At 29.5% G+C, this 25,877-nt stretch carries 32 protein-coding genes; 20 read left to right on the top strand and 12 right to left on the bottom strand.

The genetic code is table 11. From position 1 onward, the window contains the following. The first annotated feature begins 2 nt into the window (after window positions 1–2). The 6 genes from C7N71_RS08040 (at window position 3) to C7N71_RS04415 (ending at window position 4,138) form a co-directional block, all read left to right on the top strand. A complete protein-coding gene (locus C7N71_RS08040) occupies window positions 3–161 on the top strand; it encodes a hypothetical protein (protein WP_157944354.1) in 159 nt (52 codons plus the stop codon). 275 nt (window positions 162–436) lie between these two features. After that, complete coding sequence (locus C7N71_RS08035) at window positions 437–577, top strand: hypothetical protein (protein ID WP_157944353.1); 141 nt, start codon at window positions 437–439, stop codon at window positions 575–577. A gap of 143 nt (window positions 578–720) precedes the next feature. Further along, the gene (locus tag C7N71_RS04430; protein ID WP_105964198.1) at window positions 721–1,029 is read left to right on the top strand and encodes a PadR family transcriptional regulator; all 309 of its coding nucleotides are present in this window, start codon (window positions 721–723) and stop codon (window positions 1,027–1,029) included. 2 nt (window positions 1,030–1,031) lie between these two features. Next, window positions 1,032–1,601: a DUF1700 domain-containing protein gene (locus tag C7N71_RS04425; protein ID WP_105987930.1), complete on the top strand. Its 570-nt coding sequence runs from the start codon at window positions 1,032–1,034 to the stop codon at window positions 1,599–1,601. Beyond that, window positions 1,601–2,593 (top strand): DUF4097 family beta strand repeat-containing protein, encoded by a 993-nt coding sequence (locus C7N71_RS04420; RefSeq protein ID WP_105987929.1) that lies wholly within the window; start codon window positions 1,601–1,603, stop codon window positions 2,591–2,593. The genes C7N71_RS04425 and C7N71_RS04420 overlap by 1 nt, the downstream gene beginning before the upstream one ends. Before the next feature lie 96 nt (window positions 2,594–2,689). Beyond that, on the top strand, window positions 2,690–4,138 hold the full coding sequence (locus C7N71_RS04415; protein WP_105987928.1) for a sucrose-6-phosphate hydrolase: 1,449 nt from the start codon (window positions 2,690–2,692) through the stop codon (window positions 4,136–4,138). 50 nt (window positions 4,139–4,188) lie between these two features. Here the strand turns inward: C7N71_RS04415 and C7N71_RS04410 are convergent, their stop codons facing one another. The 3 genes from C7N71_RS04410 to C7N71_RS04400 all read right to left on the bottom strand — a co-directional run bounded on the left by C7N71_RS04410 (window position 4,189) and on the right by C7N71_RS04400 (window position 5,986). Then, window positions 4,189–4,614 (bottom strand): Rrf2 family transcriptional regulator, encoded by a 426-nt coding sequence (locus C7N71_RS04410; protein ID WP_105987927.1) that lies wholly within the window; start codon window positions 4,612–4,614, stop codon window positions 4,189–4,191. A 22-nt stretch (window positions 4,615–4,636) separates the two neighbouring features. After that, entirely contained in the window at window positions 4,637–5,491 is an 855-nt protein-coding gene (locus C7N71_RS04405; RefSeq protein WP_105987926.1) for an SDR family oxidoreductase, read from the bottom strand. Window positions 5,492–5,584: 93 nt separating this feature from the next. Then, window positions 5,585–5,986 carry a TM2 domain-containing protein gene (locus C7N71_RS04400; protein ID WP_105987925.1) on the bottom strand — a complete coding sequence of 134 codons (402 nt, stop codon included), beginning with the start codon at window positions 5,984–5,986 and terminating at the stop codon, window positions 5,585–5,587. A gap of 118 nt (window positions 5,987–6,104) precedes the next feature. Between C7N71_RS04400 and C7N71_RS04395 the strand changes: the two genes are divergently transcribed. Genes C7N71_RS04395 through C7N71_RS04385 form a run of 3 tightly spaced genes read left to right on the top strand, consistent with a single transcriptional unit; the run spans window position 6,105 to window position 7,430 of the window. Then, on the top strand, window positions 6,105–6,527 hold the full coding sequence (locus tag C7N71_RS04395; RefSeq protein WP_105987924.1) for a DUF805 domain-containing protein: 423 nt from the start codon (window positions 6,105–6,107) through the stop codon (window positions 6,525–6,527). A 58-nt stretch (window positions 6,528–6,585) separates the two neighbouring features. Continuing rightward, window positions 6,586–7,017 carry a DUF805 domain-containing protein gene (locus C7N71_RS04390; protein ID WP_105987923.1) on the top strand — a complete coding sequence of 144 codons (432 nt, stop codon included), beginning with the start codon at window positions 6,586–6,588 and terminating at the stop codon, window positions 7,015–7,017. A gap of 20 nt (window positions 7,018–7,037) precedes the next feature. After that, window positions 7,038–7,430, top strand: a complete 393-nt coding sequence (locus C7N71_RS04385; protein WP_105987922.1) for a DUF805 domain-containing protein — start codon at window positions 7,038–7,040, stop codon at window positions 7,428–7,430. 50 nt (window positions 7,431–7,480) lie between these two features. Here the strand turns inward: C7N71_RS04385 and C7N71_RS04380 are convergent, their stop codons facing one another. Together C7N71_RS04380 and C7N71_RS04375 are read right to left on the bottom strand one after the other, a co-directional pair. After that, complete coding sequence (locus C7N71_RS04380; protein ID WP_105987921.1) at window positions 7,481–7,984, bottom strand: GNAT family N-acetyltransferase; 504 nt, start codon at window positions 7,982–7,984, stop codon at window positions 7,481–7,483. Window positions 7,985–8,015: 31 nt separating this feature from the next. Next, window positions 8,016–8,741 carry a hypothetical protein gene (locus C7N71_RS04375; RefSeq protein WP_105987920.1) on the bottom strand — a complete coding sequence of 242 codons (726 nt, stop codon included), beginning with the start codon at window positions 8,739–8,741 and terminating at the stop codon, window positions 8,016–8,018. Between the two features lie 98 nt (window positions 8,742–8,839). Here C7N71_RS04375 and C7N71_RS04370 point away from each other — a divergent pair, with 98 nt between their 5' ends. Both C7N71_RS04370 and C7N71_RS04365 read left to right on the top strand, forming a co-directional pair. After that, window positions 8,840–9,190 carry a hypothetical protein gene (locus C7N71_RS04370; protein ID WP_105987919.1) on the top strand — a complete coding sequence of 117 codons (351 nt, stop codon included), beginning with the start codon at window positions 8,840–8,842 and terminating at the stop codon, window positions 9,188–9,190. Between the two features lie 21 nt (window positions 9,191–9,211). Next, complete coding sequence (locus C7N71_RS04365; RefSeq protein ID WP_105987918.1) at window positions 9,212–9,877, top strand: type 1 glutamine amidotransferase; 666 nt, start codon at window positions 9,212–9,214, stop codon at window positions 9,875–9,877. Window positions 9,878–9,911: 34 nt separating this feature from the next. Here C7N71_RS04365 and C7N71_RS04360 read toward each other — a convergent pair whose 3' ends face one another. Next, complete coding sequence (locus C7N71_RS04360) at window positions 9,912–10,937, bottom strand: YdcF family protein (protein WP_157944352.1); 1,026 nt, start codon at window positions 10,935–10,937, stop codon at window positions 9,912–9,914. Between the two features lie 113 nt (window positions 10,938–11,050). On the opposite strand from C7N71_RS04360, the gene C7N71_RS04355 reads away from it, so the two are divergent. The 4 genes from C7N71_RS04355 (at window position 11,051) to C7N71_RS04340 (ending at window position 14,037) form a co-directional block, all read left to right on the top strand. Continuing rightward, window positions 11,051–12,271 carry a multidrug efflux MFS transporter gene (locus tag C7N71_RS04355; RefSeq protein ID WP_105987916.1) on the top strand — a complete coding sequence of 407 codons (1,221 nt, stop codon included), beginning with the start codon at window positions 11,051–11,053 and terminating at the stop codon, window positions 12,269–12,271. Between the two features lie 14 nt (window positions 12,272–12,285). Further along, window positions 12,286–12,531 (top strand): hypothetical protein, encoded by a 246-nt coding sequence (locus tag C7N71_RS04350; protein WP_105987915.1) that lies wholly within the window; start codon window positions 12,286–12,288, stop codon window positions 12,529–12,531. 93 nt (window positions 12,532–12,624) lie between these two features. Further along, window positions 12,625–13,659, top strand: coding sequence for an oxidoreductase (locus C7N71_RS04345; protein ID WP_105987914.1), 1,035 nt, complete (start codon window positions 12,625–12,627; stop codon window positions 13,657–13,659). A 99-nt stretch (window positions 13,660–13,758) separates the two neighbouring features. Further along, the gene (locus tag C7N71_RS04340) at window positions 13,759–14,037 is read left to right on the top strand and encodes a hypothetical protein (RefSeq protein ID WP_105987913.1); all 279 of its coding nucleotides are present in this window, start codon (window positions 13,759–13,761) and stop codon (window positions 14,035–14,037) included. Window positions 14,038–14,069: 32 nt separating this feature from the next. Here the strand turns inward: C7N71_RS04340 and C7N71_RS04335 are convergent, their stop codons facing one another. Next, window positions 14,070–14,663 carry a DUF3862 domain-containing protein gene (locus C7N71_RS04335; protein ID WP_105987912.1) on the bottom strand — a complete coding sequence of 198 codons (594 nt, stop codon included), beginning with the start codon at window positions 14,661–14,663 and terminating at the stop codon, window positions 14,070–14,072. Window positions 14,664–14,816: 153 nt separating this feature from the next. On the opposite strand from C7N71_RS04335, the gene C7N71_RS04330 reads away from it, so the two are divergent. Together C7N71_RS04330 and budA are read left to right on the top strand one after the other, a co-directional pair. Beyond that, window positions 14,817–15,329, top strand: coding sequence for a type 1 glutamine amidotransferase domain-containing protein (locus C7N71_RS04330; protein ID WP_105987911.1), 513 nt, complete (start codon window positions 14,817–14,819; stop codon window positions 15,327–15,329). Window positions 15,330–15,439: 110 nt separating this feature from the next. After that, window positions 15,440–16,153, top strand: coding sequence for an acetolactate decarboxylase (gene budA, locus C7N71_RS04325; protein ID WP_105987910.1), 714 nt, complete (start codon window positions 15,440–15,442; stop codon window positions 16,151–16,153). Between the two features lie 43 nt (window positions 16,154–16,196). Here the strand turns inward: budA and C7N71_RS04320 are convergent, their stop codons facing one another. Next, window positions 16,197–17,480, bottom strand: coding sequence for a hypothetical protein (locus tag C7N71_RS04320; RefSeq protein ID WP_105987909.1), 1,284 nt, complete (start codon window positions 17,478–17,480; stop codon window positions 16,197–16,199). Window positions 17,481–17,649: 169 nt separating this feature from the next. On the opposite strand from C7N71_RS04320, the gene C7N71_RS04315 reads away from it, so the two are divergent. Then, window positions 17,650–18,264, top strand: coding sequence for a YdhK family protein (locus tag C7N71_RS04315; protein WP_105987908.1), 615 nt, complete (start codon window positions 17,650–17,652; stop codon window positions 18,262–18,264). 146 nt (window positions 18,265–18,410) lie between these two features. Then, on the top strand, window positions 18,411–19,115 hold the full coding sequence (locus C7N71_RS04310) for a class I SAM-dependent methyltransferase (RefSeq protein WP_140921710.1): 705 nt from the start codon (window positions 18,411–18,413) through the stop codon (window positions 19,113–19,115). Between the two features lie 39 nt (window positions 19,116–19,154). Here C7N71_RS04310 and C7N71_RS04305 read toward each other — a convergent pair whose 3' ends face one another. Next, window positions 19,155–20,447, bottom strand: coding sequence for an APC family permease (locus tag C7N71_RS04305; protein ID WP_105987906.1), 1,293 nt, complete (start codon window positions 20,445–20,447; stop codon window positions 19,155–19,157). Window positions 20,448–20,460: 13 nt separating this feature from the next. Then, entirely contained in the window at window positions 20,461–21,189 is a 729-nt protein-coding gene (locus tag C7N71_RS04300; protein WP_105987905.1) for a gamma-glutamyl-gamma-aminobutyrate hydrolase family protein, read from the bottom strand. 210 nt (window positions 21,190–21,399) lie between these two features. Between C7N71_RS04300 and C7N71_RS04295 the strand changes: the two genes are divergently transcribed. Beyond that, window positions 21,400–22,374, top strand: coding sequence for a polyprenyl synthetase family protein (locus C7N71_RS04295; protein WP_105987904.1), 975 nt, complete (start codon window positions 21,400–21,402; stop codon window positions 22,372–22,374). Here the strand turns inward: C7N71_RS04295 and cydC are convergent. After that, the gene (gene cydC, locus C7N71_RS04290) at window positions 22,371–24,119 is read right to left on the bottom strand and encodes a thiol reductant ABC exporter subunit CydC (RefSeq protein WP_105987903.1); all 1,749 of its coding nucleotides are present in this window, start codon (window positions 24,117–24,119) and stop codon (window positions 22,371–22,373) included. The two genes, C7N71_RS04295 and cydC, sit on opposite strands and share 4 nt — an antisense overlap. Continuing rightward, a complete protein-coding gene (gene cydD, locus C7N71_RS04285; RefSeq protein ID WP_105987902.1) occupies window positions 24,112–25,851 on the bottom strand; it encodes a thiol reductant ABC exporter subunit CydD in 1,740 nt (579 codons plus the stop codon). Before cydD ends, cydC begins: the two co-directional genes overlap by 8 nt. Between the last annotated feature and the right edge of the window lie 26 nt (window positions 25,852–25,877).

Here is a 25,877-nt window from a genome sequence, read left to right as displayed (position 1 = left end):
ATATGATTAAGAATAATAAAAATCGTTTAAAGTTGTTTCAATTGGTAGTTAAAAAATTTAAATTACCTACTGGTATTTACAAAGATGATGCAAGAAGTATTTTTAATTATATTAATGTCTCGACTGATCGATTGGATAAATTGAAGCGTTCCTTTAACTAATTATTTTTAATTACTAAAGGGGATGTTACTATGAAAACTAAAAATTTTTTAAATTTATGTATTAATATTGAAATGCCTAGTAAACGTTTGGATCGCTTAAAGCGTTAGTTTTATATAAAATCATTTAGGAGATGGTTAATATGAGTAGAACAGATTTTAATTTTACAGCTAAAATTAAAAGTTTATCAGTTATTTCAAAAGTAGTTATGAAAAGACGTGATCGTCTAAAGCGTTAACTTAATTGTGATGAGTTACGTTATTAGGGGATGATTAATATGATTAAAAATTTAAACTTAAATTCAAATAAGTATGCTTTACCTCTAGGAGTTTACAAGGATGGTAAGGGTAATGTATTTATCGATTCATTTAATAATTACATTACTGATTCTATTAAAGTAGAATTACCCCCAACTTAAATCGAAAGGTGTCGTTCGTGATATACGAATGACACCTTTTTTAATTGTTATAAACATAATTATTGAAAAAAATATATTGCGATGTATAATATATTATATTAAATATAATATTAAATAATACATAAAAAAGAAGGTGTTAATTAATGGCACTTAAAGTAACAACTGAGTTATTAGATGGATGTGTACTAGGTGTTTTGAGCAATGATGATTACTATGGATATGCTTTGACACAAAAAATTCAAGAAAGTATTTCTGTATCAAGTTCTACTATTTATCCAGTTATGCGTAGACTAAAAAAACAAGGATTAGTCACAGTTTATGATTCTCCTTATCAAGGTCGAAATCGTAGATACTATAAAATTACTGACGATGGTAAGAATGAACTAAAACAAATTATCTTTAACTGGAAAGAATTTCAAAACAATATTAATAAATTAATGGGAGATGAATAGAAATGGATCAATATTTAGAGAAATTGCGTAAATATTTATCAAAATACAACAGTGAAGATGCTGAAAGTGCATTAGAATTCTATACTGACTACTTAACTGATGGTCCATTTAGTACTTATGAAGATTGTGTTAATGATTTGGGAACACCTAAATTCTTAACGAGAAAGATCATGGCTGAATATTCAATAAAAAAGAATAAGGATAGTAAAAAGTCTCGTGAAAATATGAAAACCATTTGGTTAGTAATACTAGGAATTTGTTCTACCCCGATTACAATTCCACTAGCAGTTATGTTTTTTGTTTTCTTTGTTATTATGCCACTAGTTGTTTTTATTTCAGTATTTGCAGTCTTGTTATCAGTATTTCTCTCAGGAATTGCTTTTATTATTGGCGGTTTGAGATTTGATTTGCAAACTATCTTAATGTTTATAGGTGCTGGTTTAGTAGCAATTTCCGTTTCAACTATGTTGTTTTGTGGATTATTCTGGATTTCTTCTAAAACAATTACAGGCATTAAAAAGTTATGTATATGGGCTTATGGCAAAATTGGTAAAAGAAAGGGTGATAAATAATGAAAAGAATTATGCAAATATCAGGAATAACTATAATCTTAGGTTTTATATTATTTGTAATTGGTTTTGCTAAAAATGATTTTCAATTACCCAATGGACAAAATAATCCTAACAATAAAATAACTCATACGATTTCTAAAAATTTAGGTAACTTTCATTCAATTAATCTTAATGTTTCCAATGTTGGTTCAATGGGAATGCCGGTTACTATTAAAAGCGGAAATGAATCAAAAATTGAAGCTAAATTATCCAAAAAACAACAATTAAAATATTCAATTAGTAATGGTCAATTAAATATTAAGAATAAAAATGTTTCTGCTTTATCTAATTTACTAAGAGTAGGTTATTTAGACCACAACAATTCTTCAATAACTATTTATGTTAAAAAGGGAATGAAATTATCATCAATTTCAGCCAAAAATGATCTTACAGATTTTAATATTAGTGATTTAAACGTTACTAATGATATTAATATTGATGGTGGTGTAAAAGCTAAAAATATTCATGCTGGTAGCTTAAAAGCAGATTCTGGTGATGATGATGTATATATTGCAAACAGTAAATTTGATAAAAATCATAGTGAATTATCCGGCTCAGATGGTGATGTTGAACTTCATAGTAATGAATTTTATTCATTAAATGCATCTAGTGATGATGGGGATGTTTCAATTAATGACAACGTTATTCATAATGGATTAAGTAAAATTGAAAGTTCAGATGGTGATGTTAGCTTGGGACACAATAGTTGGCATGCTTTGAGTTTGTCTAGCTCAGATGGGGATATTAGTTTTGATCATCAAGATATTAAGCATAGTTTGAAAGCAAATGTTTCAGATGGCGATATTAATGGTGACGTTTATAATAGTGATAATGCTAAAATTTATTCTGATGCTTCAGATGGAGATAACAATGTTGATTCTAGTTTGAATCATTCACAATCAAATAAAATTTATAATTTTACCAGTTCGGATGGCGATATTACAATTAATTAGTGTATCAGTCAAAATAAAAGCTAATATGACCTCACTTTGTTAAAATTTAAGTAGTGAATATTTTAGATTCATTTTTAATAAAGTGAGGTCATTATTATGGACAAAAAATATTGGACAATGGAAAGATTAAATCGATTATACAAAGATTGGGATCCTAAAGTATTAGCTGATTTGAAAGCTAAAATTGCAAAATCAAATTGGCGTTTGGGTTATCATATCCAAACCAAAACTGGTTTATTAAATGATCCTAATGGTTTTTCATATTTTAATAATCAATGGCACTTATTTTTCCAGGCATTTCCATATGGTGGTGTACATGGTTTAAAGAGTTGGACTCATATGGTGTCTTCCGACTTAGTAAATTGGAAAAATATTAATAAGCCTATGGTCCCAGATCGCTATTATGATCGTCACGGCTGTTATTCAGGAAGTGCTATTAATGTTGATGATAAGCTATTCTTAATGTATACTGGTAACGTTTTTGAAGATGATGATGAATATCGTCGTCATCCATACCAAAACGGTGCTTGGATGGATAAAGATAATAATATTGAAAAACTACCAAATCCATTAATTGATGATGCGCCATCTGGCATTACTGGTCATTTTAGAGATCCACAAATTCTAAAACATGGAGATTACTATTATGCTATTTTGGGTGCACAAAATATTGATAATGAAGGTGAAATCCTAACTTATCGTTCTAAGCATGTTGACAAGGATTGGGAATTTTATAAAGTAATGGATTTGGGTCATGATAATTTAGGCTATATGGCTGAATGTCCTAATTTAGGCTTTGTTGATGGAAAAGTTGTATTGATTTTCTGTCCTCAAGGTGCTGATGATACTAAATTTAGTTATGATAATGTTCATCCTAATGCTTATATTATTGCTGATGATTTTGATTGGGAAAACATGAAATTAATTAATCCATCATCAATGCATTTGGTTGATGAGGGTTTTGACTTCTATGCTACTCAACTATTTAATGCACCCGATGGTAGATTATTAGAATCAGCATGGATTGGTTTGCCAGATACTGAATATCTTTCAGATAATGAAGGATGGGAAGGTGCACTAACAATGGTTCGTGAACTACACATCAAAGATGACCGATTAATTCAAACTCCAGTTAAAGAAAATAATTCGTTAATTGGTGCTGAAGATATTATTAAAAATAATATGCAGTTAGATAAACAAAGTCTAATTAAATTTAATGTTGAAGATGGTAAAGATAGTGAAATGTTGATTGCTTCTGATGACAGTTATCTAAAACTATCTTTTGATAAAGACTCGCATAAATTCAAATTAACTCGTAAAAATATTGGTGAGGATGAAGATAGTCGTAGTGTGTTACTTGGATCATCTAGATTACAAGATTGTGCAATTTATTTTGATAATACAGTCTTTGAAATTTATATTAATGATGGTCAAAGAACGATGACTGGAACATTCTTCCATGATGGTAAACATTTAAATCTTAAATTTAACAATTTAGATAATGTATCTGTAAATAAATTATCTAATATTGGTATCAATGCTTAAACAAAAAAGATTCTTGTACTTTTGAGTACAGGAATCTTTTTTTATACAATCTATTTTTTATTTTCTGCTAAAATACTATCTACAATTTCTTGAATACTAATATTAGCCATTTCTTGCTCAGCTTGTTGTTGTATTTTATCGTAAGCATCGGCTAATGTTTTTTGAATATTAGCACCCACAATACATTTTAAATTAGTTTTGGGATCTACATGTAATAATTGAGGTTCTTCAATTGCTTTGTAAACATCTAATAAACTAATATCTTTTGCTGAACGGCTGAGTTCTAAGCTTATTTTTCCAGGAGTACTGTTTATTAAACCAGTATTACTTAAAGTAGCCATTAAACGTCTAACTAAACTTGGATTCGAATCAATGCTTCCGGCAATCGCACGACTAGATAAGTCAGTATTACTATCTGAAATACCAATATAAGTTAAGATGTGAATGGCATCACTTAATCTGTGTGAATATTTCATGTGCAAATAACCTATCTATAATTTATTGCAAGTTTTCTTTTAAGGCGGATTTTATTGAGGTTAAGGGATGACCCAGAACGTTTTCTAAATCATCGGTGTCTTCCTGTAATTGACCAGCTTTGATTAGTGCTTGAATATCGGTAACAACCTTAGCGACCTCATCAGGTAATCCAGCCTTTTTCATTCCATCTTCGTATTCATCGAGACTTACATTTTTAGTTTCGAAATTATTGGCAGCAACCTTCTTTAAAGCATTTGCTAAGTCAGCATAGCTTCTACTTTGGCCAGCAAATTCGTATATTTCTTTAGGTTTGTCCATAGTTAACACTTTAACAGCACCTTCAGCATATTCTTTTTCCAATGCCCAACCAACTTTGCCGTTGTCAGCAGCATATACAAAAGTACCACCGTTATTAGCAGCTTTTAAAGTAGCTAATTCATTTTCTAAGTACCAATTGTTTCTTAAGAATGAACGATCAATACCCATTTCTTTGATATATAGTTCTGTTGCAGTATGGTCTTTTGATAGAAAGTTATCGGCTTTGTCGGCATGAGGAAAACTCGTGTATGCGATATATTTTACATCAGCTTTTTTAGCTGCAGTGACAACATTTTTGTGTTGTTGTAAACGAGAAACTTCTCCACCAGGTTGTGATGAAATAAATAATAATTTGTCTACATCTTTTAGTGATTCAACTAGTTGATCTTTATTAGTATAATCTCCAGGACGAACTTCAATATCTTCAGGTAGTTCTTCTTTAGCTTTATCTACATTTCTAGCTAAAGCAATAATATCTTTGTGATCTATTAAGTTCATTAAATAATTAATAGCGGCTCTACCGAATTTTCCAGTAACCATTGTGATTGCATATTTCATAATTAAAGACTCCCTTTTAATATGTTACTTATAAAGTAACAGGTTGCATAAATGATTTCAATAAAAAAGAATGCAACATTAATTGCATTCTAGTTATTTAGCAGTGAACTGTCCGTCAAAAGTGGAATTATCATTACTATTAATAATATCAATGGCTTGTTTCTTTTTTAATAAATAATCTTCACGTAGCCATGTTTGGATGGAAAAGGCATCAATTATCCACCAAATTCTGATGAATAATATAATAGGGAGGCCAATTAAGATAATTGATAAAATCCATCCAGTAACATCAATTATCAACATAGCTAATGCGTTGTTGCGATGTAAGTAAAATCTATGACCACCTAATTCTCCTAAAAACCACCATAATAACCATGCAATAATAGGATTAGCTTTATTAGTATTGGCACTATTTTCTACAATATTTTGTTGTTCAGGCGAAAGTCTTTGTTCTTTTTTTAAAATTTCTGCTTCTAGTTGATCTAAATTGTCCATACTAAGCCTCCTAGGTAATATTAAAAAATTATACCACAGTTTTTTATAAAATTGATTTTGTTAGGTTAATCCATTAATATAATAATTAATACATATTTATTTTTAAGGAGGGCCTTTTATGGTCGGAATTTGGGAAGCTTACAAGTTATTATTTACTAATTATACTAATTTTGGTGGTAAGAGTAGTCGTGCAGAATATTGGTGGGTCTATTTAGTAAATTTAATTATTGGAATATTACTATTTATTTTAAGTGTTGCTGTATTTATGTTTATAAATAAGGACGGTTATGGGATATTAATGGGAATTATTGTAGGATATTTACTTACTTCTATTTATAGTCTTATTATTTTAATTCCCAGTATTGCATTGTCTGTTAGAAGATATCGTGATGTAGGCATTTCACCATGGTGGTTTCTCGTTATCGTGGTAGCTTCGTTTATTTTCTTAATTATGTCTAATTTAGCTAATATTTTTTATATTATGGGTATAATAATTTCTATGGTTGGATTGGTTATCACAATTTTACCTAGTAAAAAATAATAATTGATTGATTTTAAACGACCATCTAACTATTATTAATAACATTAGGAGGGGGATTATGGTCGGATTGTTTGAATCGTATTCATTATTTTTTAAAAATTATTTTCATTTATCGGGTAAAAGTAGTCGCTCAGAATATTGGTTTGCAGTGTTAATGAACTTTATCATTAGATTAATAATTTCGATACTTATTTTTACTATATATTCAGTATTTACAGGTGCAAGTGATTTAATATTAAGCTTATTTTTTGCAATAATAGGTCTTGTGATTTATGAATTGATAATTCTTATTCCTAGTATTAACTTAATTATAAGAAGATACAGAGATGCTGGTATTTCGCCTGTTTGGTTCATAGTAACCAATTTTGTCCCATTTGTAATGGGAATTTTTGCATCTATTATGGAAAATGTTCCTTATTACTTAAATATAATAATTTTAGTTTTATTAATAATAGATTTTATAATCAAGATTATGCCTAGTAAAAAATAATTTGAGGAGAAAAATTACTGATGAATTCATATTTAAAATTTTGGAAAAATGCTTTTAATTATAAAGGTAGGACTAATATAAAAGACTTTTGGATTCCTCAATTATTTCATATTTTATTGATATTTATATTCCTTGTTATGGATTATTTTACTAATGGTAATAAGTTATTCGTATTATTTAATGTAATTATTATTGTATATCTTATAATAATTTTAGTCCCAACTATCTTCATGATGATTAGACGTTATCGTGATGTTGGGATTCCAATTTATTATTTATTTATCCTATTAATAGGCTCCATTATTTTAACTGGATTTCCTGATAATACTAAAATGCACTATGTTGGCAGATTAGTTCATCTAATTAATCTTTGGATTTTAATTAAACCAACTAAAAAATTATCTAATAAATAGCTAAATTATATTTATAAAGAGGTGAGTTCTATAAGAACTCACCTCTTTATTTATTCAATATAGTCTTTTCTAAAAATACTCATGAAGTAGCAATCGTGATAACTTCCATTAGCAAAATATTGTTCTTTTAAAGTTCCTTCAGTTTTAAAGCCCATTTTTTGATAAACTTTTACAGCTGGAGCATTATCTACATCTACATATAAGTAAACTTTGTGTAAGTTTAGAGTTTCAAATGAATATTTTATGCATTCTGCAAATGCTTTTTGTGCTAATTTTAGTCCTCTAAATTCACTATCAATTATAATTTGAATTTCAGCATGACGATGTCTTAAATCAATATCAACTAATTCAACAATACCAGCAAAATTTTCATTGTAACTAACCGCAAAACTGCGAGTTGAATTATCATTTAGATCATTATTAAATCGTTTGTCTAATTGTTCCATTGGTAAGTACGGTTCTTCAAACCAAAATTGCATGTTAAAGGGATCGTTAAATAATTTATGAATACTTGTTAAATCGCTTTTTTCTAAAGCACGAATCTTAAATGACATGATTAGTCCTCCTAAATGTTACCTTGTTTTATTACTTTATTAAAACAACTAAATAATAATTATTCATTTCGTTATGGTTGCCTAAATGTAAAGGGCTTTTAATTGCTGATAAACCAATATATTTATTATTAATATTTTTCAAAGCATTATAACTTTGATTATTTTCATTTTGATCAAAGTAAATAAATTTTTTAAATGCTAGATAACTAAATGAAGTGGGCATATATGTTTCATGATATTTTGTATAATAAACCATTTGATTATTGGTGTTTTTGGGTAAAAAGTTTTTATCCACGTTTTTAGCAATTAAATTGGCTTCATGATTTAATTTGTGACTAACTTTTAATTTATTAATTCCATTCTCATTACGATAGGTATTAATTAATTTTCTAAAATTTTTAGAGGCTTGATATGAAAAAGTTCGATTATAATCTATATTTAAAAAATTATGCCAAACGTAACCTAATAATTTTCTTTTTTTGTATATTGCTTGATATATTTTCTTAGTTCCATTAATAGTTACATGATATTGCTTGCCAGTCATCACTTTTTTTAGTGCATTTGTCTTATTTTTACCTTTAAAATCCTTAGTATAAACATTAATTGCATTAGCAGTATTTATATTAGCAATAGAATTGCTGTTAGTTTTTGTAATTTTATAAATCTTAGGATTAGAATCAGCTTTTGCTATATTATTTTTTTGAAAAAACATTATTAATATAGGTAGTACTAATAATACCAATAATTTCTTTTTCATAATAAACCTTCTTTGGAAATAGTTTCCTTTATTATATACCATTTCAAAATCGTGCTAAAATAAAAGTACATTAAATTTTTTGGGGGAAAATATTTATAATGAAAAAGCTATTTATATCATTTTTATTATCATTATTTTTATTAATTTTTGTTGGAACTACTGTCTCAGCAAAATCTAATCCTAGTCAAATGTCCAAGTATTGGTATCATTTTAGAACGGTTAGGGTTACTAAACCAGTAAAAGTTGATCGTATTAAAATTACAGGGACTCCTGAATATAACCACATTAAAGTAGATAAAAAAATTACCTTACATAAAGGACAAATTGTTAAATTAACTAGTGCTGGGAGTAATTTTACCTGGGTATTAAAATTAAACCATAAAACTACTAAACAATTATGGGTTATGTTTAAACCAGAAAATACTCGTTGGTTAAAAATTATTAAATAAATTTAAAAGAAGGTAATTGATATGCGCATTAATGTTTTACAACATGCATCTAATGAAGGTCCTGGATTAATTCGTTCATGGGCTGAAGATTATGGATACGATATGTATATTTATCATCCTAATGAATTTCATAAATTACCTAATATTAATGAAACAGATATGTTAGTAATATTAGGTGGACCAATGAGTGCTAATGATGATGACGATTGGATTAAAGCAGAGCGAAAATTGATTCATGAAGCAATAGAAAAAGATATTCCAATTTATGGTGCTTGCTTTGGCTCGCAACAAATAGCCAAAGCCTTAGGTTATCGTATATCTGCCTCTCCAGTTAAAGAAGTAGGTTGGGCACCAGTATATTTGAAAACTAATATAATAGATGATTTACCTAAAAAATTAATGGCGCTACATTGGCATGGTGAGATGTTTGAAGTTCCCAATCAAGCTAAACTTTTATTTTCTAGTGATTTGATGAAAAATCAAGGCTTTATAATGAACAATCGTATTATTGGACTACAATTTCATTTTGAGCCAATGCAAACTGACCTAAGAGAAATTGTTGTTAATGATGGTGACTATGCTTCTGATAATGCTTTAAATCAAAATGCTTCTGATATCATTAATCATTCTGTGCCCAAAGAAAATAAAAAGATTATGTATCAATTATTAGATTATATCAATCAATAAACTAAAAGGCTCTATCTTTTAAGATAGAGCCTTTTTAAATATATATAAATATTATTGTTATTACAATTAATAGTCCAATCAATAAATTTAATAGCTTATGATTCAGTATAATTGCAAAATATTCACGTAAAATACTATGAGATAAAGCTGTTAATTTCGTTTTTGAGCCGATTCCATTAATTGGTAAACCAGCGATCTTAGCATATTTATTAGCTCGATAGATATGATAGTTGCTCGATACAAAAATACCTTTACTAATTTTTAAATGTTTTCGCTCAATTATTTGCTTAGAATTTTTAAAATTAGTCATTGTATTAATTGAATGCTCTTCTGCAGTTACATCAGCTTCATTGACACCATGTTGATTGGCGTATTCACACATGGCAAAGCCTTCAGAAACAGTTTCATCATGGCCTTGGCCACCAGAACAAATTATGAAAGGATGTTTATTTGTTTTTTCAATTTGTTGCCAATAGATATCGATAGCTTTATTAATTCTTGCTGCTAGAATGGGGCCGATTTTATCACCATGTATTAGTCCAGCACCTAAAATAATTATGTAATCTTGGTTTAATGTAATTTTATTTAAATTACATATAATTATTGAAATTGAAAAAGCAATAAAAAAACTAACAATGTACAGTAGTCCGAATTCAATTATTCTTTCGATAATTAAATTAAGTGGGTTGGGAAAAATATTGAAAACAAAATGATTAATAATAGGATAAATGATTATTATAATTCCTAATATTAAACTAAATTTATTTGCTAAACGATGTTTTTCATAAGACCAGACGATAACGCCATCAATTACTAAGATAATTGTATAAATTAAATAAACTAATATAAGTAATGCACTTGTTACCATAAATAAAATCATTACTGGAAGATTGATTATTCTAATATGTATATTAAACGTTAAATAACCTAAGTTAAAAATAATATTAAAAACAGACAATAAAATAAATATTCCATTTATGATGCTAGTTTTATTTAATTTATATGAAACGATGGATAAAATAATTGATAATAACAAGGTTAATAATAATATGTAAATCATATATACAGCCCTCCCATTTATCATTTTACATTATATAATTTGATATCAATAACTTTTGCATTTAATTTGTTAGTGTTATAATTCTTTATTTATCAGTATTATAAATAAAGGAGATGAGTGACACATTGGGTTCGAAAACTGTTAATTGGAAACAGAACTTAAATGTTTTGTGGTTCGGAACCTTTGTAGCAGGAATTGGGTTTAGTTGTATTAGTCCTTTTATTGCATTATTTATCGGACAACTGGGTCATTATAATGCGACTGAAACTTCAATATATAGTGGACTAGCCTTTGCTGCGCCATTTATTGTTAAGATGATTGTATCGCCACTTTGGGGATATTTAGCTGATAAATACGGACGTAAGCCGATGTTATTAAGAGCTTCATTTGGAATGGCAGTTGTGATTGGTTGTATGAGTTTAGTAACAAATGCTTGGCAATTGATTATTTTGCGCTTATTGCAAGGAATTTTCTCTGGATTTATTAGTAATGCCAATGCATTGGTAGCTGCTGAAACACCCAAAAGTAAAATTGGACATGCTTCTGGGAAATTATCAACTGGGAATGTATCTGGGACATTAGTTGGCCCAATGGTCGGTGGCTTAATAGCTGATTTATTCGGTTATCGTTATACCTTTTTAATCACTGGAATTGCGATGCTGATTGCATTTTTCCTAAGTGTCTTTTTTGTTCATGAAAACTTTACGCCAGTTGTTCATGAAAAAGGTGAAAAGCAACCTCATTTCTTGAATGGCATTCCTACAGCTCAAATTTTATTTGGGATGTTTTTAACCACATTATTTATTCAAGCAACTAATAATTCAATTTCACCGATTCTTAGTTTGTATGTAAAACAGCTGGATCCTCATTCGACTAATATTGCGTTAGTTGCAGGAATTATTCAAGCATTGAATGGGGTAGCGATGATATCAATTGCGCCATTTTTTGGTAAACTAGGTGATCGGATTGGTTCCCATCAAATATTAAAATTTGGAATATTATTTTCAATTTTAATTTTCTTTTTAACTAGTTTTGTGCAAAATATTTGGCAACTAGGAGTTACTCGTTTCTTAATTGGTATTTCAGATGCAGCATTATTACCAACAGTTCAGGCGATGTTAGCTAAATATAGTCCGAAAGAAAGAATCAGTCAGGTTTTTAGCTGGAATCAAAGCTTCCAAGCTGCTGGTAATGTTTCAGGCCCGATGATTGGTTCAGCAGTAGTTTTAATTGGTGGTTATCGGGGCGTTTTTATTGCAACGACTGTTTTAGCAGCAATTAATTTATTCTTAGTTAGAAAAAATCTAAAATCAATTAAAAATGATGGAGATTAAGAGGTGTTGTTTACATGGAAAAGACCAGCATTAATCAAACTTTATTAAATTTAAAAAGAACGCGCTCACATTTACTAAATGCTTTTGATAACACAAATGCAAAAATTAATGTGATTTCAGACATTGATAATTTGGTTAGTTATTTAAAGCAAAATAATAATATTAATCAAGCACATGTTGATAATAAGATTAGAATTATTAAAGGTGAAATTAATTGCTCGATGCATTGCTTTACCAATGCTATGAAATCATTATCTTAACACTCGTTAATCGAGTGTTTTTATTTTACATTCAAAAATTAGCATGCTAGTGTTGCTAACATTAAGTAAGCTAAACAAAGGGGATAAATTAATATGTCTTTATTATTATCTAAAGCCAATATTGGTGGATTAAATTTAAAAAATCGAGTGGTTATGTCGCCAATGTGTATGTACGAGGTGAAGAATGAAGATGGCATCTTAACGCCATTTCATTTTGCACATTATGGGATGCGTGCTATTAGTCAAGTGGGACTAATTATTACTGAGTCCACTGCAGTGGAACCTGATGGACGTATTACTAAAAATGATTTAGGCTTGTGGAATGACCAACAAGCAGATAAGTTGAAATCATTAGTTAATTCCATTCACTATTTGGGTAGTAAGATTGGAGTTCAACTAAATCATGCTGGTCGTAAAGCTAGTGATGCTGATATTCCAGTTGCACCTAGTTCATTTGAATTCAGTGATAATTATCGAACACCCAATGCACTAACAATTCCTCAAATTCAGCAAATTGTTGAAAACTTTGGGAAAGCAGCCAAAAGAGCAGCTAATGCAGGTGCTGATATGGTTGAAATTCATGGAGCACATGGATATTTATTACATCAATTTTTATCAGCTGTTTCAAATAAACGCGATGATGAATATGGTGGTAGTTTAGAAAAGCGTTACCGTATTGTTCGTGAAGTTATTGAAGCTGTTAAGTCCAATTATAGTGGTCCAATTTGGATTAGATTATCATTGAGTGACTATGATACAACAGGAACTCAAAATACAATGTCTGATTGGCAGCAAATTGGTCGTTGGCTAGAAGCATCAGGAATTGATTTAATTGATGCTTCAACTGGTGGCTTAACTGATGCTAGCCCTGATTTTCCGGTACATGATGGTTATCAGACTAAATTTGCAACTGAGATGAAACAGGATGTTAAGATTCCAGTTTCAACGGTTGGGCTTTTAGATAATCCAGGTTTATGTGAATATATTTTGCAAAACAACCAAGCCGATTTAATTATGGAAGGCCGAGCACTTTTGCGTAATACAAATTGGCTATCAGATGCTGCTAAATATTTACATGATAAAAATTTTAAAGCATTTAATGATTCATATAGTCGTGGTCAAAATTAAGAAAGGGCATCTAAAATTTATTATTTTAGGTGCCTTTCATCTTATCTTTCACTTTCTGAATCTTTTTATATATAATAGATTTGAAGAAGGTGGAAAGACATGTATTGGACAGATGAAAGAATTAAAACATACCAAGCTAAAATTAAAGGTGCATGGTACATAAAAAAATTTTATATTAATTATCATTATGATTTAAGAAAACCAGAAGATAAGGCTAAACTCTATCATAATATGGATCCTAAACAAGTTAAAAAATATTTTGATGATTTGATGGATAATTATGATGATAAATTTATGGAAACTTTAAATAAGATGAGTACTGATGAGTTGTTTAAAGAACTCCAGTCATTACAACTTGATAAATATATTGATAATTAAAAAAGGTCACTTGTTAAAAGTGACCTTTTTTGCTATTTGTTTAATTTAGTGAAATTCTTACCTGATAAATTACTATTTTTAAATGTTAAGTTAACAGCATTTCCATTTTTATCATTTTGATAAGTTAAGAACTGTACACCGTCCGATATTTGTTCTGCAAGTGGACTGCCTAACTTATTTATGACTTCATTATAAGAAGTACCATTTTTTAAGTCCTTAATGGTTTCCTTTTTAACTAATTTAGATGATGTGTTTTGTTGATATCCTTTACTTAGAATTTTATCTTTATAAACGATTGCAAAAATGTATTTAATTTTGGCATCATTACCTAATTGCCAAGTATATTCTTTAGCATTTTGATTATTAGTTAATTTAGTGTCTGAAGTATGATATGGCTTACCTAAAGTCTTCATAAGACTTTCTTTAGAACTACCACCTTTTAACTGATTACTAGAAACTTTAATGTTGTCATATTTTTGGAGTGAAATACCACTTGTATCAAAAGCACTAGATAATGATGGTACTTGAAGTGGCTTCTTATTTTCATTTGATTGTTGTTTACCACATGCGCTTAAAATAAATAGACAAGCAAATGTTGCTAATGTAATTTTTAATAATTTTTTCATTATTTTGGTTCCTCCGTATATTGTATAACCTTATTATAATAGACTTTCCAAGCCGATATCAATTATTTACTTTGAATAAGTTCTTTTACTTGTATCATGATTAATTCTTATGTAGCATGTAAATGATCACATGAATAGAGGAGGAATTTTAATATGAGTAAGATTGCTGCTGTTGTTACAAGCGGATATGAAGATTCAGAATTAACTTCACCTAAAAAGGCTTTGGAAGATGCTGGTCACAGTGTAGACATTATTGAAGCAAAAGCTGGTAATGAAATTCACGGTGAACATGGTGATGTTCAAAAAGTTGATGTTTCAATTGATGATGCTGATTTTGATAGTTATGATGCTCTATTACTACCAGGTGGTGGCTCTCCCGATGCTTTACGTGTTGATGCTCGTTACGTTAACTTTGTTAAAGAATTCTTGATGGCTAATAAGCCTGTATTTGCTATTTGTCATGGTCCTCAATTCTTTATTCAAACTGGATTAACTAATGAATTGAAATTAACAGCTTACACAACTATCAGATATGACTTGTTCTATGCTGGAGCTGAAGTATTAAATGCACCAGTTGTGGTTGATAGTAAACACAAATTAGTTACAAGTCGTACTCCTGATGATTTGGAAGACTTCAATCGTGAAAGCTTGAAATTATTAAAATAATATTTTTTGTCAAATGGCTCTATCCATCAGGGATGGAGCTTTTTTAACTGTTTTATTACTTGTATGTACTATAATATATTAACAATTTAAGTAGAAAGAAGTGTTTTAAAATGAATAAAACTAATACTTTATATCAATATGGGACTTTAGCATTACTAGTTCCAGGATTATTTAAAGGAACCCTAAAATTAAGTGAATTATTAAAACATGGTGATACTGGCATTGGAACTGGTGATGGACTGGATGGTGAATTAGTCATTAAAGATGGTATCCCATATCAAATTGATGGTCATGGTAGTGTTAATAAATTAGATGGGGATTTTACCGTTCCATTTGCTGATGTTCACTTTGCTGATTATAAAAAATTATTTGATGTTGAATCAACAATGACTCCTGATAAGTTAGAAGAAAAAGTTATGGGGATAAAAGATTGGCAAAATACGTTCTTCTCGATTAAGCTTCATGGAACTTTTGATGAGATTAAAACTAGATCGATTAATAGACAATCAAAACCATATCCCAATTTAGTTAGTTGTGCTCATAAGCAACATGAATTTAGTGGTGAAAATGTAACTGGAACTGTTATGGGGTATTATTCTCCTCAACTATTTAATGGTTCAGCAGTAGGCGGATTTCATCTACATTTTATTGCTGACGATTTATCAATGGGAGGTCATTTGTTAGACTTCTCCACTAGTAAAGGGGAAGTTTCAGCTCAAGTATTAGATCAATTAGAACAAAAATTACCAGTTGATGATGAAGAGTTTATGAAACATGATTTTTCAAAGGATGATATTGCTGGAGCAATTGGTGAAGCTGAATAAAAAATAAGGACCTGCATAATTGCAGATCCTTATTTTTTTATAATTATTGTTTAGTATTAAATGTTCCCATATCAATCCAGCCATTCTTTTGAGCTGAATATGAGAATATTTTCATTTGATTGTTTGGTAGAATTTGACGCCATTGACTATTGTCTTTAGGTTGGTAATCTTTTGTAACCACAGCATTGTCATCGTCTGGTGCATAAAGTGAACCAACATTACCATTTTGAAATATATATACATTATTTTGAGTAGCAAATTGATTATCTTTTACTTTAAGTGAATATTCCTTGTTATTAACTTTGATTGCTTCGGTATTATCATCAAGTTTTTTAGCTTGAATCTTTTGTCCAGCTTGGACAATAACTTGTTGATCATTACCATTTAATGCTCCTGATAAATATGCATCAGTATAATCATTACCAATTTCACTATTATTTACAGTTTTGTAATTAGACTTAACAGTTTTTGGTTCTTGCATCCATTTTTGATTTTTGTTATATGTTACCCAAACACCATTATTTTTACCCTTAGGAATGTTATTACCGTAAACTAGCCATTCATCATTATAAATACTTAAAGGTTTAACATATACTATCATGCCAGCTTGAAGTTTATTTTTACTGATTGCATTATTTTGAATGGTATTATTTTTTACACCTTTTTCAATAATGTTAATTTCTTTGGTTAGCTTAACTAACTTACTTTGTGCAGGCTTTGGTGTGTAATTCTTCATCCATTTAGTGCCTTTATTATTAGTAACCCAAGCACCATTCTTATTGGTTTTAGGCATATTATTACCATAAACTAACCATTCGTTACCACCAAAGCTTTTTACATAAACAATTGAGCCTTTTTTTAGACTTGATTTTTTCAATGTTTTATTTTGTATTTGATGATTTTTCACGGTCTTTTCAGTAATATTTATTTTTTTAGTTAAAGTTACCAACTTGGATGTATTATCAACTTTCTTCGGTGTATATTTACTCATCCAATTAGTATTTTTTTGATTTGTTGACCAAACAGAATTTTTACTATTTTTTAAGCCATTCAATAAAAGCCATTCATTATGACTATTTTTTAATCTATCGACTACTAAAATACTACCCTTTTTAACGGTCATTTTTTTATTAATTTTAGGTTGGATAGAATTATTTTTAACCGTTCTTTGAACAGCTGAGATATTTTTATTTACTTTTATGTACCTAACTTTATTCCAATAATTAGAACTATTTTTAGGCATCCCATTGGCACTGACAACCATTGCTGGCATTGATGCTAATGTAATTCCAGTGAGAATTGTTGCAACGTTTTTCTTAAAATTCATAATAACCCTTCTTTATTAATATTTACCTTCATGATAACTTAATTAAAGTGTGATATCTATCAATTGATATTATTTGAGCAAATGAGTAGTTATTTTTATACGCAAGTGCTAACATAATGAATCAAGTAAGATTATATCTTACCAAATACATTTTTGAGGAGTCTTTATAATGAAAGTATCAAAAGTATTGGCTACAACTTCAATGGCAGCACTAGCATTATCTTTGTTTGGTGGAGTAGGTGCAAACGCATCGATGAATAAAGAGATGCATCATACTGATAAATCATCAATGAATATGAAATCTATGCATACCAAAGATAAAAAGAAATCTATGCACATGATGAAAATGGATGGTTTAACAATGAACATGAATTCAGCTATGCCTAAGGGGCTTAAAAAAGATACGCATGCTAAGTTTCATGTTGGAGAAAAGGTTATTCTAAAAGCAGATCACATGAAAGGTATGAAGAATGCAAAAGCCACTGTAGCTGGTGTATATAAGACTAAGTTATATAAAATAGACTTTAAACCTACTAATGGCAGTAAAGAAGTAAAAAATCATAAATGGGTAGTAGCTAGTGAATTAAGCGCTAAAGGGGCATTAAAAGCTGGTAAATCAGTTACTGTAAAAGCTGACCATATGTACGGCATGAAAGGTGCAAAAGGTAAGATTGTTTCAGTTAATAAGGGACCTGCTTATACTGTAAACTTTAAAGATAAACAAACAGGTATGAATATTAAAAATCATAAGTGGTTAGTTCAATCAGAATTAAAAGCTAAATAAGTATAATATTAAAGAAGTTTATTTTATGTATAAACTTCTTTTTGTTTTACAATGAAATTGTAAAAATATATTTAATTTTTTAGCAAAAAGGTCTATATTTGTTATCATTAGGTTATAAAATAGATTTGAAAGGATACATAATTATAATGAATAAAATTATAAATTGGGTAAAACATTGGTATCGTTATAAAACCGATGAGCCATATATAATTGCGTTATCTTTTATTGCTGCATTTTGTTTATATGGTTCTATTTATTTTGATCATAAAAATAAATTAATGATGTATGTTCTAATATTGATATTATTAGGACTTTGGACATTATTTAGAACAGTTACTTTCAAGAAAAATTATATTAACCAGTTTGTTGATAATCAGGATTTTGTTGCTTCAAGTAAGGGACTAGATTTGGGAACAGGAACAGGTTATGCTTTATTGAAAATGGCTAAAAATACCAACTTAAAAGAAGTAGATGGTGTAGAAGATATCTACCAATATAGCATCCAAAGGTTAGAAAAGAATTCTACATTGGAAGATGTAAAAGAAAAGGTTCAATTGAAATCTCATGATATTACTGATATTCCGTACGATGACAATAGTTTTGATGTAGCAACTGCTGTTCATGGTCGTGATGATCAATTAAGTAATCGTAAAAAAGCAATTTATCAACCTATTTCTGAAGAATTAAATCGGGTTGTGAAATCGGGTGGAGTCATTTTTATGTTAAATACTCCTGGAATGATTAGACGTTTTAAAAAAGAATTTGAAGCAAAAGGTGCATCTGTTAAATATATGCATAAAAGATTTGAATTTTTCTTTAATTTAAGAGCAATTATTATAAAAGTTAAATAAAAAAACTCGAACTATCGAAGTTCGAGTTTTTTTAGTATTTTACTTCATTTTTCTTTCACGAAAACCACGAGTTAAAAAGTAGAATGGCAATGCAATCACTAAAGCACCAAATCCAAATATTAGTAAGTTAATTTTAGTGTTAAAGATTAACCATAATGATATTGCTAAAGCAACAATTGGAATGGTGTAACCTAAAGGTAATTTAAAGGCCCTAGGTTGATTTTTCATGGTTTTTCTAAACACCATAACGGCAATGATAGTAGGGATGAATTGAGCAAATCTTGAAATGGCACTAATTTGTGCTAGATAAGTAAATGTTCCTGAGTATGATAAAGCCAAAATTAAAATAGCATTTACAATAATAGATATATAAGGAGCATTTTTCCTGTTTTTATTACTAAATGCCTTTGGCAAAATTCCATTATCTGCAAGCGCTTCAGTGGAACGTGGTGTAATGAACGATGATGCAATACAAATTCCACCAATTGATAGCACTGATCCTGCAACCACGATATAACTACCAACTTTACCGATCATTGCAGTTAAAGCAGCTTGTAATGGAACTGAAGTTTGAGTTAATTTTGGTCCTAAAACGCCAATACATACAGTCATAATTAGAATATATATAATGGTTACTACTGACAAAACAACCATAATGGCACGAGGTAAATTCTTTTTAACATTGCTCATTTCACCAGCAGTTACCACCAATCCTTCAACTCCAGTAAAAATATAAAACATGGTTAATGTTGCATCAGAAAAATTAGATGTATGAGTTAATGATGGCACAAAGAATGGAGTAAAGTTACCAGGATGAATAAAGAATAAACCAATAATAATAATTAAAAAGATTGGTAACAGTTTTCCAACAGTAATAATATTACTGAAAACAGATGCCGCTTCAATTCCTGATAAATTTAAAATCATTAATCCAACTGCCATGATTGTAACAATAATGTTTTTAGCTAAAGATGTATTTAGAGCAGGGAAGAAACCACCCAGAGCAGTTGCGAAAGCAACATACATAGTTGCTTCAGCAATAATTCTAACGGCCCAAGCAGCAATCCCAACTTCATAACCAATAAAGTTACCAAATGCATGTTTAGCATAAATATAGGCACCACCAGATTCATCAAACAATCCGGAGCATTCAGCAAAACAAAGACCAATCATAAATGCTAAAAATGCATCAAAAACTAAGACCAAAATACTAGCTGGACCAAAGATTTTCATTCCAGCTGTAGGTAATAAAAAGATTCCGGAACCAATAATGGCATTTATTCCTAAAAGTACAATACTAAAAAAACTAAGTTTCTTTTTCGTATCAGGCATTAAATATCACTCCTTATTTTGTATGAATACGATTGAAGAAATCAATAAATAATTGATTTTCATCTTCGTAGTGATCCCACATATTTTCTGGATGCCATTGAACACATTGGATAGACTTATCATCATTTTCAAGTCCTTCAATCATTCCATCATCGGCACTAGCAACAATGTTTAAGCTAGGAGCAACATCTTTAGCTGCTTCATGATGAAAAGAATTAACAAATGCTCGACTACCAAATGTTTTTGCTAATGCTGAATCATTATTGATGTTAATATGATGGACAGGAGCATATCCGATTGTTTTTTGGGAATGTTGTAAAATCCTCATATTATCCTTAGGGTAAAATTGAGTGTCAATATCTTGATATAAAGTTCCACCCAAAGCAACATTAACAATTTGTAGTCCACGACAAATTGCCAAAATTGGTTTCTTCATTTGAACCGCCTGTTTTACCAAGGCTAATTCAAATTGATCACGAGGTTCATATGTAGTACCGATTTCTCTAATTGGTTCTTCACCATAGAATTCAGGTAATACATCTGGACCACCAGTTAATATTATCCCATCAACTGTTTCTAATAGGTCTGCTGCCATCTCTGGTTTAGCAACTGGCAAAATAACAGGAGTTATATTATTAGCCAAAAGGCAATTCATTAATGTACGTTGTGCAAAATGACCTTCACGTTGTCTGAAAGTTTGATTTTGACTTAAAATAATGTCTGCGGTAACGCCGATTCGCATTTAAATCATTCCTTTTCGATTTTTTTTGTATAAAAATACATCGTACAATAAACATTCTAACTATTTTTTAGAAAAACGTATAGTTAATTGGCTTAATGATTATGATTTTTTTAATATTATAGTTTATAAATCTTTGATGACTGGATATGAATCTATAAAAGTTGTAAAATTGTGAAATATAATAAACGAGTTTTGAAATAGGGGAATTTTATGGATCTTCGATTATGGAAACAAAGACCTACGTTAGAAAAAAGATTGCAAAATATAGAAAGCATCATGAAACAGCAAGTACAAATTGATGATGATGACTTTAAGAAAAGCATTAATGAATTAATTAATGGTAGTGGCAAAATGTTGCGTGCGGCTTTTCTAATGTTATTTACAGAATTTGGTACTCAAAAAGATAATGATGATTATTTTGAAAAAGTTGCTGCATCAGTAGAATTAATTCACTTAGCATCACTAGTCCATGATGATGTTATTGATAAATCCGATTTACGTCGTGGTGTCACCAGCTTGAACTATAAATTTGGTGAGCGAACTTCAATTTATTTGGGTGATTATTTATTTGTTAAATATTTTCATTTGGTATTAGACACACTGCCTAATAAGAACGATATTAAATATAATGTTAGTGGAATTGAAGGCATTATTGATGGAGAATTACGACAAAATGAAACTAAATTCGATCCTAAAAGAACTGAAGAGCAATATCTAGCAGCAATTCAAGGTAAGACGGCTGACTTATTCAAGATTGCAGCGGGGAATGGAGCAATTATTTCCAAGGCCGATGCCAATATTATTAAACTATCTGAACAAATTGGTTCAGAATTTGGGATTGCCTTTCAACTTCGTGATGATTTAATTGATTTTGAAGACACCGAAGAAGAGGCTGGTAAACCAATTTTAAATGATATTTTAGATGGTGTTTATACTTTGCCGGTCATTTATGCAATGCAAACTAATTATCATGATGAATTATTTGCGATTTTAAATAAAAAAGATCAACTCCAAAGAGCTGATCTGATTAAAGTTAAAGCTATTGTAAAAGAAAGTGAATCTTTAGATAAAACTCATGCCAAAATGGATGAGTATAACAAATCCATCAAACAGATGATTGATCAATTACCAAATAATAATGCTAGAAAAGTATTATTAAAATTGGTTAATAAGTTATTTAGTTAGTTTTTAATTCCTTGATCCATTTTGTAAAGTTTACGGTATTTGTCATTATTTTTATATAATCCATCAGGAGAACCGTCCATTTGGATGGTTCCTTTTTGTAAGAAAATAACTTCATCCATAGTTGATAATCCTTGCAAGTGATGAGTTACCCAAATAATAGTTTTATTTTTTAATACCTTATTTAAAGTATTTATCAAATTATTTTCAGTAATTGGATCTAGTCCAACAGTTGGTTCATCTAATAACACAATCGGATTGTCCTGTAATAATATTCTGGCAATTGCTAAACGTTGACGTTGGCCTCCAGATAATTTAATTCCGCTTTCATCAATATCGGTATCATATTTTTTAGGAAGGGTTTCAATATAATCTGTTAAACCAACTTCAGATAAAGCTTGCTTAGCTTCTGTAAAAGTAGCTTGTTCATTTCCAATCATTACATTATTAATAATTGTAGTATCGAACAAGAAAGGCTTTTGATCTAAAACACTAAAAATATTATCACGATTATTTTGTAAATCAGATACTTTAATATTATTTATTTTAACTTCACCCTTAGTTGGATTGATACTACCAAGTAATAATTGAAGTAAGGTGGTTTTACCAACTCCACTCGGACCAATAATGGCTAATTTTTGCCCTTGTTTAACATTCAATGAAATATTATTTAAAATATCTGAAGTATCACCTTCATATTTGAATGATACATCGTTCATACTAATACTATTTATTTTATTAGTATCAAAATTATTTTCATTATCTATAATTTCTTCTTTATCCAATTTATTGGATAAATTATTTAAACGATTTACGGATTCCTTATAAATAGGCCAATTTTCCATAGCTTGTGATACTGGAATAAATGTATCTAATAATGGGAAAACTCCTAAAACAAAGGCAGCAATATAATTAGAAATTGATTGAGAATTATTTAGATATATATTCCCCCAAATGATGGACCCAACAATGATGATTCCAATTATGCCTCGTAATGCAAAATCACGATTCCATTCAAAATGATCAACTTTATTGCGCAATTGAGCTAATTTTTTATCGTTCTTAGTTCCTTCACCAATAAAATTTTTTTTGCGTCCTGAAATCATCCAATCAGTAACTCCTAAAGTAGCATCAGTTAAGTTTTGATAATTATTAGCAACCAAATCTTTTTCATGTTTTTTGGCTTTACCAAAAACGATGACTGAAATGATAGGCATTACTAATAGGATAATTGTGAAACAAACAAACATAAAAAATGCGTATGGAATACTAACAATCCCTAATAAAAGAATTATGATAATACCAGTTACGTATGAAGTAATAATTGGGAAAATAGTTTTTAAATATAGGTCTTCTAGATGTTCTAAATCATCTGATAATACGCCTAATAAGTTTCCTAATTGAAAACGTTCACCAACAAAATCAGCACCTCTTTCTAAAGTCATGTATAAACGTTGACGTAATTTAGATACAACTCCTAATACCCAATTATGGGATGTTAATTGTTCTAAATATTGAAATACTGGACGACCAGTTCCAAAGGCTTGCGCTAAAATAACTGGAATATAAACAATTAAAATATTATATGGTCTAGTAGCCGAACGACTGATTAAATAACCAGCGACAAACATTAGTCCAATTGAACAAATAATTGTGATAATTCCAAGACCAAAAGCAGTGAATAGTAATTTTTTATCCTTTTTTAAATATGGTTTAATCCATGTATCCTTATGAAAAAAATTACGCATTGTTATTTTCACCTCTAATTTCATCAACTAATTGGTGATATTTGCCTGAACGTTTTAATAATTCTTCAGGCTTACCTTGTTCAACTAAATTACCATTTTCCATTACTAAAATATAATCCATATCGTTCATCCAGTGAAGACGATGAGTAGCAAAGATTACTAAATGATCTTTAAAAATGGGTAACATGGTTTGTTTTAATTCATATTCAGTTTCAATGTCTAAATGGGCAGTCGGCTCATCTAGAAGAATAATTTCACGTTGGTTGTCTAATAAGACTCTTGCTAAAGCAATTCTTTGTGCTTGGCCACCAGATACCCCACGGCCGCCACGACCAATGATAGTATTCATACCATCTTTTAATGAATTAATAAATTCTCCAAGGCCTGCACTTTTTGCTGCCTTTTTAATATCATCTTTATTAGCTTTAGGGGCATAAAAAGCGATATTTTCAGCAATTGTTCCAGAAAATAGATATGGATTTTGTGGAATGTAACTAAGGTGCTTTTGCCAAGCAAATTGAGCCAAACTATCAGTTTGTTCACCGTTAATTTTAAAGTTAGTTTTATTTTCTGGTTGTAGCCAACCACCCAATAAGTTCAACATGGTAGATTTACCAGAACCAGATTGTCCAACAATTCCAACTTTTAAATTACCAGTAAAGTTAAATGAAACATCTTTTATACCTTTATCACTATCCTTTTCATATTGAAAAGATAAATGATTAGCTTGTAGTGTAGAGTTTTGATGCCAAGTTTTGAATTGTTTTAATTCTTTTTTTGCCTTAGGAGATGGCGTATCTAAAATACTGATTAGATGATCTAAAGCATTCTTACCATCTAAAGTTGCATGATAGTCATTTCCATAATCTCTTAATGGTAAGAAATAATCAGGGGCGGTGATTAGTGCAAATAATGCAGGAAACAATAATACTGAGCCATTAATTAATCTAACTCCTAAGATAACCGCAACAATCGCAATTGAAATGGTAGTCATAAAATCTAAAGTAAAGGTAGACAATAAAGCTATCTTTAAGACTTCCATGGTAGATTTACGATAATTTTCTGAAACACGAAAGATATTTTTTCCATAAATTTTACTTAATCCAAATAACTTTAAGGTTTTTAGACCACGAAGGGTATTGATAAAGTTATTAGACATTTTTGAGAAATTTAAATATTGTTGATCAGATTTTTTACGTGCCGCAATTCCTAAAATAATCATAAAGTAAATGATGATTGGGAACACTAATAAAAGTACTAATCCAGATAAAGCATTCACAAAGAAAACAGCTACTAAAATGATCCATGGAATGATTGCTAAATTTAATGTTTTCAAAATAATTAGATTTAAATAATTCTTGATTTGGTCAATTCCTTCAAGTGCAATGGTAATTAATTGTCCAGAACCTAATTTGGCAACTGATTGTGGACCTAATTCAAAAGTCTTTTCTAATAAGGCTTTTTTGAAATCACTACTAGCTTTGTCGGAAAAATTATCAGTGATTTGATTTTCAATTCTAGTGATCAAATATCTAATTATGAAAGCAATAAAAAAGAACAGCATTGGATAAATCGATGCTGTTACTTTTTTTAGCATCCAAGCATTCACTAAAGCACTGGATAAAAACCATGCTTCAGCAATAATTGATAATGCCTGAATGACTGCTAATATGCTAATTTTGATAATTAGTTTTTTGATACCGGGAATTGTCATTAATTTTTTATTAAACATATGAAGATTCCTCCCGATATGGAATT

The organism is Apilactobacillus timberlakei, from assembly GCF_002993965.1.
GTDB classification, from domain to species: domain Bacteria; phylum Bacillota; class Bacilli; order Lactobacillales; family Lactobacillaceae; genus Apilactobacillus; species Apilactobacillus timberlakei.
Note: the sequence above shows the minus strand (reverse complement) of the source record. Positions and strands in the feature narration are given on the sequence as shown.

Coding starts and splice junctions, on each gene's coding strand:
- C7N71_RS08040 (WP_157944354.1), top strand. CDS start 3: ATGATTAAGAATAATAAAAATCGTTTAAAGTTGTTTCAATTGGTAGTT.
- C7N71_RS08035 (WP_157944353.1), top strand. CDS start 437: ATGATTAAAAATTTAAACTTAAATTCAAATAAGTATGCTTTACCTCTA.
- C7N71_RS04430 (WP_105964198.1), top strand. CDS start 721: ATGGCACTTAAAGTAACAACTGAGTTATTAGATGGATGTGTACTAGGT.
- C7N71_RS04425 (WP_105987930.1), top strand. CDS start 1,032: ATGGATCAATATTTAGAGAAATTGCGTAAATATTTATCAAAATACAAC.
- C7N71_RS04420 (WP_105987929.1), top strand. CDS start 1,601: ATGAAAAGAATTATGCAAATATCAGGAATAACTATAATCTTAGGTTTT.
- C7N71_RS04415 (WP_105987928.1), top strand. CDS start 2,690: ATGGACAAAAAATATTGGACAATGGAAAGATTAAATCGATTATACAAA.
- C7N71_RS04410 (WP_105987927.1), bottom strand. CDS start 4,614: ATGAAATATTCACACAGATTAAGTGATGCCATTCACATCTTAACTTAT.
- C7N71_RS04405 (WP_105987926.1), bottom strand. CDS start 5,491: ATGAAATATGCAATCACAATGGTTACTGGAAAATTCGGTAGAGCCGCT.
- C7N71_RS04400 (WP_105987925.1), bottom strand. CDS start 5,986: ATGGACAATTTAGATCAACTAGAAGCAGAAATTTTAAAAAAAGAACAA.
- C7N71_RS04395 (WP_105987924.1), top strand. CDS start 6,105: ATGGTCGGAATTTGGGAAGCTTACAAGTTATTATTTACTAATTATACT.
- C7N71_RS04390 (WP_105987923.1), top strand. CDS start 6,586: ATGGTCGGATTGTTTGAATCGTATTCATTATTTTTTAAAAATTATTTT.
- C7N71_RS04385 (WP_105987922.1), top strand. CDS start 7,038: ATGAATTCATATTTAAAATTTTGGAAAAATGCTTTTAATTATAAAGGT.
- C7N71_RS04380 (WP_105987921.1), bottom strand. CDS start 7,984: ATGTCATTTAAGATTCGTGCTTTAGAAAAAAGCGATTTAACAAGTATT.
- C7N71_RS04375 (WP_105987920.1), bottom strand. CDS start 8,741: ATGAAAAAGAAATTATTGGTATTATTAGTACTACCTATATTAATAATG.
- C7N71_RS04370 (WP_105987919.1), top strand. CDS start 8,840: ATGAAAAAGCTATTTATATCATTTTTATTATCATTATTTTTATTAATT.
- C7N71_RS04365 (WP_105987918.1), top strand. CDS start 9,212: ATGCGCATTAATGTTTTACAACATGCATCTAATGAAGGTCCTGGATTA.
- C7N71_RS04360 (WP_157944352.1), bottom strand. CDS start 10,937: ATGATTTACATATTATTATTAACCTTGTTATTATCAATTATTTTATCC.
- C7N71_RS04355 (WP_105987916.1), top strand. CDS start 11,051: ATGAGTGACACATTGGGTTCGAAAACTGTTAATTGGAAACAGAACTTA.
- C7N71_RS04350 (WP_105987915.1), top strand. CDS start 12,286: ATGGAAAAGACCAGCATTAATCAAACTTTATTAAATTTAAAAAGAACG.
- C7N71_RS04345 (WP_105987914.1), top strand. CDS start 12,625: ATGTCTTTATTATTATCTAAAGCCAATATTGGTGGATTAAATTTAAAA.
- C7N71_RS04340 (WP_105987913.1), top strand. CDS start 13,759: ATGTATTGGACAGATGAAAGAATTAAAACATACCAAGCTAAAATTAAA.
- C7N71_RS04335 (WP_105987912.1), bottom strand. CDS start 14,663: ATGAAAAAATTATTAAAAATTACATTAGCAACATTTGCTTGTCTATTT.
- C7N71_RS04330 (WP_105987911.1), top strand. CDS start 14,817: ATGAGTAAGATTGCTGCTGTTGTTACAAGCGGATATGAAGATTCAGAA.
- budA (WP_105987910.1), top strand. CDS start 15,440: ATGAATAAAACTAATACTTTATATCAATATGGGACTTTAGCATTACTA.
- C7N71_RS04320 (WP_105987909.1), bottom strand. CDS start 17,480: ATGAATTTTAAGAAAAACGTTGCAACAATTCTCACTGGAATTACATTA.
- C7N71_RS04315 (WP_105987908.1), top strand. CDS start 17,650: ATGAAAGTATCAAAAGTATTGGCTACAACTTCAATGGCAGCACTAGCA.
- C7N71_RS04310 (WP_140921710.1), top strand. CDS start 18,411: ATGAATAAAATTATAAATTGGGTAAAACATTGGTATCGTTATAAAACC.
- C7N71_RS04305 (WP_105987906.1), bottom strand. CDS start 20,447: ATGCCTGATACGAAAAAGAAACTTAGTTTTTTTAGTATTGTACTTTTA.
- C7N71_RS04300 (WP_105987905.1), bottom strand. CDS start 21,189: ATGCGAATCGGCGTTACCGCAGACATTATTTTAAGTCAAAATCAAACT.
- C7N71_RS04295 (WP_105987904.1), top strand. CDS start 21,400: ATGGATCTTCGATTATGGAAACAAAGACCTACGTTAGAAAAAAGATTG.
- cydC (WP_105987903.1), bottom strand. CDS start 24,119: ATGCGTAATTTTTTTCATAAGGATACATGGATTAAACCATATTTAAAA.
- cydD (WP_105987902.1), bottom strand. CDS start 25,851: ATGTTTAATAAAAAATTAATGACAATTCCCGGTATCAAAAAACTAATT.